The 6,000-nt window shown below is 47.0% G+C and carries 5 protein-coding genes and 1 pseudogene; 3 read left to right on the top strand and 3 right to left on the bottom strand.

From position 1 onward, the window contains the following. Positions 1–29: 29 nt before the first annotated feature. Positions 30–125, bottom strand: coding sequence for a MerR family DNA-binding transcriptional regulator (locus DXC01_RS03580; protein ID WP_243111544.1), 96 nt, complete (start codon positions 123–125; stop codon positions 30–32). 37 nt (positions 126–162) lie between these two features. Next, positions 163–1,128: a P1 family peptidase gene (locus DXC01_RS03575; RefSeq protein WP_118698276.1), complete on the bottom strand. Its 966-nt coding sequence runs from the start codon at positions 1,126–1,128 to the stop codon at positions 163–165. A gap of 152 nt (positions 1,129–1,280) precedes the next feature. On the opposite strand from DXC01_RS03575, the pseudogene DXC01_RS21185 reads away from it, so the two are divergent. From DXC01_RS21185 to DXC01_RS03560, 3 genes and pseudogenes are all read left to right on the top strand, one after another. Further along, positions 1,281–1,481, top strand: a pseudogene (locus DXC01_RS21185) (flavodoxin); the annotation flags it as partial. A gap of 231 nt (positions 1,482–1,712) precedes the next feature. Further along, complete coding sequence (locus DXC01_RS03565) at positions 1,713–3,341, top strand: N-acyl-D-amino-acid deacylase family protein (protein ID WP_158583613.1); 1,629 nt, start codon at positions 1,713–1,715, stop codon at positions 3,339–3,341. Positions 3,342–3,371: 30 nt separating this feature from the next. Further along, positions 3,372–4,025, top strand: a complete 654-nt coding sequence (locus DXC01_RS03560) for a trimeric intracellular cation channel family protein (RefSeq protein WP_022214745.1) — start codon at positions 3,372–3,374, stop codon at positions 4,023–4,025. A gap of 85 nt (positions 4,026–4,110) precedes the next feature. Here the strand turns inward: DXC01_RS03560 and DXC01_RS03555 are convergent, their stop codons facing one another. After that, positions 4,111–5,850, bottom strand: a complete 1,740-nt coding sequence (locus DXC01_RS03555) for an ammonium transporter (protein ID WP_118698273.1) — start codon at positions 5,848–5,850, stop codon at positions 4,111–4,113. Positions 5,851–6,000 lie beyond the last annotated feature (150 nt).

The raw sequence follows: 6,000 nt of genomic DNA, 5'->3' as shown, positions 1-6,000 counted from the left end.
GTACTATATTCATTGCTTGCTTATCGAAATTATCTTGTATAAATATGGGTCAAGTTAAGGTCATAGTAGCGGAGCGTGGAGACCGGCAGGTCAAACATTTCAGATACTTCTCCGATAGAATACATAATAAAAACCTCCTGAATTCAGATATTTCGATTTCGATTAAAAGTTAAGATCGCGAAGCGCAGGATAACCATAAGCGGACTTCGCACTACAAACAGCACAGAGGATCGCTTCTGACATGACATCGGCTGCAAGCGTGCCGACCATATCGCAGTCTGCAGCAACAGTTCCGACGGAAAGGGCGTAGATACTGTCGCCGTCAGCAGAAGTGTGCACCGGACGGATGGAGCGTGCATAGCCATTGTGTGTCATACCGGCGATCTTGCAGAGCTGGCTTTTGTCGAATTTTGCATTGGTAATGATGGCACCGATCGTAGTATTTCCTGTAAATTTGTTTTCGCGTACTTCATAAGACTGATAGAGCAGTTTCGCAGAATCAGCAAAAGAATTACGGTCTTCATTGAGTAGACCGGCGATGATCCTGCCAGAGTGGTGATCGTAAATATCACCAAGTGCATTTACCGCAACGATCGCGCCGACTTTAAGCTCACCGATCTGCACAGCATAACTTCCAATGCCGGATTTCATGCAGAAATCCATCCCCTTAAATTTGCCGATGGTTGCTCCTGTACCTGCACCGAAGTTTCCATCCTGGTAATTGTCAAGATAAGCATTCTTACAGGCTTCATATCCCATCGCCTTATCCGGGCGGCAGTGTGGATCAGCTACGGTCAGGTCAAAAAGATCCGACTGGCAGACAAGCGGTACCTTAGTCACACCTACATCAAAACCGATGTCCTTTTCTTCCAGAAACTGCATGACACCGCCGCCGGCATCCAGCCCGAATGCACTGCCTCCTCCGAGAAGTACGGCATGGATCGTCTGTGCATTGGCAAGCGGCTTGAGAAGTTCGCTTTCCCTCGAAGCAGGACCGCCCCCGCGGACATCAAGCCCTGCGCACATGCCGCTTTCACTCAGGATAACGGTACAGCCTGTTCCTCCCTCGATATTCTGTGCATTTCCAATGCGGATCCCTGGAAAGTCTTTGATACTGATAACGTCCATTACATTCCTCCATAATCTGTAAAACCGTAAAATAAAACCGGAATTTACTCTATATTTTACCTAAAGGTATTGACCTAAAGTCAGGTTTAAGTGTTATACTCATAGTAACAAATTAAAATTTTAATGTCAAACAGAATGGAGGAAACTTTATCATGGCAAAGAAATTAGTAGCATATTTTTCAGCAAGCGGAGTAACAGCAAAGATGGCAAAAGCCCTGGCAGAAGTTACAGGAGCAGATCTTTTTGAAATCCAGCCTGTAGTACCGTACACCAATGCAGACCTTGACTGGATGAACAAAAAGAGCCGCAGCATCTGCCAACTGGAAAGAAGGCAAACGTTTCGGAAGTACAGACAAGAATGCTCTCAAAGCATGGGCAGATTCCCTGGGAATGTGATCCTCACAATAAAATACACGATCACAGACAGAGCGATACAGCCTGTTTCTTAAAGGAAGCGGGTGTGTATCGCTTTTTTCTGCTTTTTTATAACGATATAAAAATATTTTTGGCAAATAAAAAGTTTTTGCAATATCCAATTGCAAGAATACATGATTACGGTTATAATGACGGCAGAGGTGAGCAAAATGGCAGACTATATCATCTGTAATGGAAAGATCGTAAATGGAAAAAACGAGGCTCCTTTTGAGGGCAATATCATAATAGAAGGAAGCCGGATCAAAGAAATCACAAAGACGACGGAGTTTCCTTCTGATTTTCCGACGGAGCGGATCCTGGATGCGAAGGGCGGCTATGTGACGCCGGGATTTATTGACATCCACAGACATGGAGACTGGCAGGCACTGGAAAACGGTGACGATGAACTTCTGAACCGTCAGGGACTTACGACAGTTGTGAATGGAAACTGCGGCCTTTCGGTCGCACCGGTCGGAACAGAACATCAGAAGGAGATTCTTGGTTTTATCAGTAGCGTTACCGGAAATCCGCCGGAGAAATATATAAAGGAAGACAAAAGCTGCCCGGCAGCAGAGTCCTTCCACGCCTATATGGATGCCCTGAAAGCGACGAAGCGGAGCGTGAATACAGGAATGCTCGCGGGAAACGGAACGATCCGTGCCTGTGCAGCCGGCTACAGGACAGGAAGTTTGACGAAAGAAGAATTAAGAACAGCCTGGAAGCAGATCGAGGAGAGCCTGGACGCAGGAGCACTCGGTATCAGTCTTGGTATTGCCTATGCGCCGGAATTTGAATACGACGAAAAAAGCCTGATCGAAGTCTTAAGTCCTCTCAAAGATACCGGGATCCCGATCACGACGCATGTGCGCAGCGAAGGCGACAGTCTGATCGAATCACAGAAAGAAGTCCTCCATGCAGCAAAGGCACTTCATATCCCGCTGCACATCAGTCATGTGAAATGCATCGGAAAGAAAAACTGGGGAACGAAATGTGAAGAAGCCCTCCGGCTTTTTGCACAGGCGAGGGCAGAGGGTGTGCAGCTTGATTTTGACCTGTATCCGTATCTGACAGGTTCCACACAGCTCGTGCATGTGCTTCCACCGGAATGCCAGAAAGGCGGTACGGATGAAATCATCCGGAGACTGAAGGACAGAACATACCGTAAACATCTGACAGAAGTCCTCAAAACACCATCTGATGAATTCGAAAATATCGTGGAACTGGCAGGTTTTGACCAGATCTATGCAAGCACGCTCCATACAGAGAAATACAAAGCCTATGCAGGAAAAACGATCCAGGAGATCGCAGACTTTACAGGAAATGATCCGTATGATACACTGTATGACATTCTGATCGAAGAAAACTGTCAGGTCACAATGCTTGACACGATCGCATCGGAAGAAGACATGCTGCATTTTCTGAAGGATGAATATGCAAATCTGATCTCAGATGCGATCTATCCGGCAGGTGGCAAATATCATCCGAGGGTTTATGCCGCATTTCCGAAGGTGCTTACGGACTATGTGCGTGACAGACAGATCTTTACGATCGAGGAGGCTGTCTACAAGATGACAGGAAGAGCAGCGAAACCTCTGCATCTGGACCGTGGCGTTCTGGAGGCAGGGAAGGCAGCAGATATCAATATTTTCCATCTGGAGAATCTCAAGGTGAAAGCAGATTTTGATGATCCGGATCAGTTCTGCGAGGGATTTGACTACGTTCTGACAGGAGGGAAGATCGCAGTCAGGGATGACAGATGGACAAACACAGGAAGCGGAGAAGTTCTTGTGAGAAAGTAAACAAATAAAGGGGAATTGGAGAGGGAAGTTATGGATTATCAGCAGCTCATTACATTTATTATGGAAATGGTCGGGACGATCGCTTTTGCGGCATCCGGTGCCATGGTTGCGGTAGATCGGGCAATGGATATTTTTGGTGTGATCGTGCTGGGAGTCACGACAGCTGTAGGAGGAGGGGCAGTGCGTGATGTGATCCTCGGGATCGTGCCGCCGGCAATGTTCCAGCATCCGGTTTATACGGTCGTCGCAACGGTCACATCCTGTGTTGTTTTTATGATCCTGTATCTTAAGAAGGAACTCCTTCAGGGACATAACAGGGAGACTTATGACAAAGTAATGCTTGTCATGGACTCAATCGGGCTTGGAATCTTTACTGTGGTAGGTGTGAATACAGGGATCGCCCATGGATATATGGATTATACTTTCCTGCTGGTGTTCCTTGGCACCGTCACAGGTGTCGGCGGAGGACTTCTCCGTGATGTCATGGCAGGTGTGCCGCCGTATATCCTGGTGCGCCATATTTATGCATGCGCGTCTATCGTCGGAGCAATCGTCTGTGTGGTACTGTACCGGAATTTTGGGGCAGTCGCAGCGATGGTGGGAGCCTCAGCGGTGGTAATACTGATCCGTTATCTGGCAGCGCATTACCGGTGGAATTTGCCAAAACTTACAAGAGAAGAATAAAAGACGACAGAAAAGCAGCCCTTCTACACAGAAAGAAGAGCTGCTTTTGCTTAGAGGAAAATCTATTAATACTGCCGGGGGAATCTTATTCCAGCGGCTGAGTATCCTGAAGTGCTTCAAATCCTTCCTCACCGGTACGGATCTTGACAACGTTTTCGATATCATATACGAAGACTTTTCCATCGCCGTACTGACCGGTGTGAAGTGTTTTCTTGGCTGTTTCGATGACGGTTCTTACCGGAACGAGGCTGACTACGATCTCGATCTTGATCTTCGGCAGCAGGTTCATATCCATCTCAACACCACGGTAGTAGGAACGGGAACCTTTCTGTACACCGCATCCCATAACGTTTGTGATGGTGATACCGGTAACACCGATCTCATTCATTGCATGCATGAATTCTTCAAGTTTGCTCTGTCGTGTGATGATAACAACTTTTGTCAGTTTATGTACGCCTTCCTTCGGAAGTTCCGGAATGGTGGCTGCAACTTCAGCAGGTGCAACATTTGCGGAAGTGTTTGCGGAAGGAGCTGCTTTTGTAACACCCATAGGTGTTGGAACAGTCATAGTGTCGTGTACAACGAATCCGTCGTATGCACTTGTAAGACCATGTTCTTTGGAGTCCAGACCTTCGATCTCTTCTTCAGCAGTTACACGAAGACCAACCGTATGTTTGATCGCCTGGAAAATGATCGTCATAGTAACAGCAACCCATGCGATGGTGATGATCATACCGATAAACTGTACACCAAATCCGTGGAAACCGCCGCCTACGAGGAGACCTTTCCATTCCGTACCTGTACCATCGGAGAAAAGACCAACAGCAAGAGTACCAAAGGCACCGTTTAATCCGTGAACGCCGACAGCACCAACCGGGTCATCGACTTTGAGTACTTTGTCAATAAATTCAATACCAAATACTACAACAAAACCAGAAGCGATACCGATGATAGCTGCAGATGTAGGAGAAACGGTATCACAACCTGCTGTGATCGCTACCAGACCTGCAAGAGATCCGTTGAGGGACATGGAAACATCAGGTTTTTTGTATCTTACCCATGTGATAAGAAGAACAGTGACAGTTGCAACAGCTGCTGCAAGGTTTGTAGTTACGAAGATCTTACCTGCACTTACGATAGCATCGCCTTCCATGCTGACGGTAGATGCACCGTTGAATCCGAACCAGCAGAACCAGAGGATGAATACACCTAAAGCACCGATGGTAAGGTTATGTCCAGGAATCGCTTTGGACTTGCCGTCTTTTCCGTATTTGCCGATACGAGGTCCAAGGATGATGGCACCGATAAATGCTGCAACACCACCGACCATATGTACTGCACAGGAACCTGCAAAATCATGGAAGCCCATCTGGCTGATAAACCCGCCGCCCCAGATCCAGTGTCCGGATACCGGGTAAACGATCAGGCTGATCAGGAAACTGTAGATACAATAGGAAGAAAATTTAGTACGTTCTGCCATGGCTCCGGATACGATCGTAGCGGAGGTTGCACAGAATACTGTCTGGAAGATCAGGAATGCCCAGAACGGAACGCCGTCAGGAAGCATTGCGGAACCATAATTTGCCTCTGTGGCAATGCCGCCGATCTTTCCGAAGAATCCGTTTCCCGCTCCGAACATGATCCCGAATCCGACGATCCAGAAAGTAGGAGTACCGATACAGAAGTCCATAAGGTTTTTCATGATGATGTTACCAGCGTTTTTTGCTCTGGTGAAGCCGGTTTCTACCATTGCAAATCCGGCCTGCATAAAGAAGACAAGCGCGGCGCCAAAAAGCACCCATATAGTGTTTACTGATGAATACATAAAGTTACCTCTCTTTCCCTAAAAAGTTGACAAGATTAGTGTGGTTTCAATATTCAGAAAAGGCGCGAGAATGAAATTTCATCATTTTCGCGCCTTTACGAATCAAGTATATGTAAAACAGGGGATACCGTATCGTGTGATTAATGGATG

The organism is Blautia sp. OM07-19 (genome assembly GCF_003481595.1).
GTDB classification, from domain to species: domain Bacteria; phylum Bacillota; class Clostridia; order Lachnospirales; family Lachnospiraceae; genus Blautia_A; species Blautia_A intestinihominis.
Note: the sequence above shows the minus strand (reverse complement) of the source record. Positions and strands in the feature narration are given on the sequence as shown.